1 protein-coding gene is annotated in these 1,595 nt (G+C 61.3%); it reads left to right on the top strand.

The window, feature by feature from the left end; genetic code table 11:
* Nucleotides 1–178 precede the first annotated feature (178 nt).
* Nucleotides 179–1,453 carry an IS256 family transposase gene (locus JGU72_RS30475; protein ID WP_371295762.1) on the top strand — a complete coding sequence of 425 codons (1,275 nt, stop codon included), beginning with the start codon at nt 179–181 and terminating at the stop codon, nt 1,451–1,453.
* Nucleotides 1,454–1,595 lie beyond the last annotated feature (142 nt).

The following is a 1,595-nucleotide window of genomic DNA, read 5'->3' as shown; positions in this document are numbered from 1 at the left end:
CTTGTGTGGACGCTCAATGAGAACGGCGTCGTGATCGAGTGCAAGCCGTTTCAGGCGTGGCTGTGGAAAGGTCGACAGGTAGTCGACTACGCAAGCCTGAAGCGCGGTGACGTTGTGCACTTGGACCTATCCGTCATTTTGTGGGCGGGGCATATCATGAGGTGTAAAAGCCATGGATATGCCGATGAAGAAGAAAAGACAAACCGTAGCGCGTCAGGCAGCGGCCCGCGGGCCGCTGCCTGAGTTGCCCAAGGAACTGCTGGACCAACTGGTCAAGGGGCCGATGACGCCGACCGAGGTCCAGGATCTGATGCTGGCGTTCAACAAAGCGATCATCGAACGCGCAATGGGCGCCGAGATGAATCTGCATTTGGGCTACCCGTCCGGCCAGTCCAAGCCTACCGGGCAAGCCAACGAGCGCAACGGCGCCAGCGGCAAGACGGTCATCACCGATCGTGGCCCGGTTCGGGTCGAAGTCCCCCGCGATCGCGACGGCAGCTTCGAGCCGATTCTGATTCCCAAGCACGAGCGCCGCTTCACCGGCTTCGACGAACGCATCATCGCGATGTACGCCCGCGGCATGAGTGTGCGCGAGATTCAAGGGTTTCTGGCCGAGCACTACGGCACCGAAGTGTCGCCCGACTTCATCAGCTCGGTCACCGACGAGGTGATGGCCGAGGCGCTGAGCTGGCAGAACCGCCCGCTCGAGCCAATGTACCCGGTGGTGTTCTTCGATGCGCTGCGGGTCAAGATCCGCGACGACGGCGTGGTCAGCAACAAGGCCGTCTATCTGGCCTTGGGCATCCAGGCCGACGGCCAGCGCGACGTGCTGGGCCTCTGGATCGAGCAGACCGAGGGCGCCAAGTTCTGGCTCAAGGTGTTCAACGAACTCAAGACGCGCGGCTGCCAGGACATCCTGATCGCCGTGGTCGATGGCCTGAAGGGGCTGACCGAGGCCATCAGTGCAGCCTATCCGCGGACAACCGTTCAGACCTGCATCGTGCATCTGATCCGCAACAGCCTCGAGTACGCCAGCTACAAGGACCGTAAGGCGCTCGCCACAGCCCTGCGCCCGATCTACGCAGCCGCTAGCGAAGAGGCGGCAAGGCAGGCGTTACAGGACTTCGCCGACGGCCCGTGGGGCGAGAAATATCCGACCATCGTGCAATCGTGGCAGCGCGCCTGGGAGCACGTCATACCGTTCTTCGTGTTTCCGCCGGAGATTCGACGGGTCGTGTACACAACGAATGCCATTGAAAGTCTGAACATGCAACTGCGCAAGATCATCAAGACCCGTGGTCACTTCCCCAATGACGAGGCGGCGATCAAGCTGCTCTGGCTGGCGCTGCGCAACGTGCTGGCCAAGACCGTGCGGGCCGCCTTCGACTGGAAATCAGCGATGAACCAGTTTGCTATCCTGTTCGGCGAGCGATTCACGCAGGCGCGTGGATAACCTGTTGTTCAACCGCCTCGCCCACAAAAATGCGGACAGGTTCCAGTACGCGGCGAACCCCTCCAACGGCAGCTTTACGACCTTCATTCAGAGCCTTGCTAACCAATCCGCGGCGGGCAAGCAGAACGCGACATCGCTGATC

It is taken from the genome of Antrihabitans auranticaus, from assembly GCF_016481275.1.
GTDB lineage: Bacteria > Actinomycetota > Actinomycetes > Mycobacteriales > Mycobacteriaceae > Antrihabitans.
The sequence above is the reverse complement of the archived record's forward strand: the minus strand, read 5'-3'. Positions and strand labels throughout refer to the sequence as shown.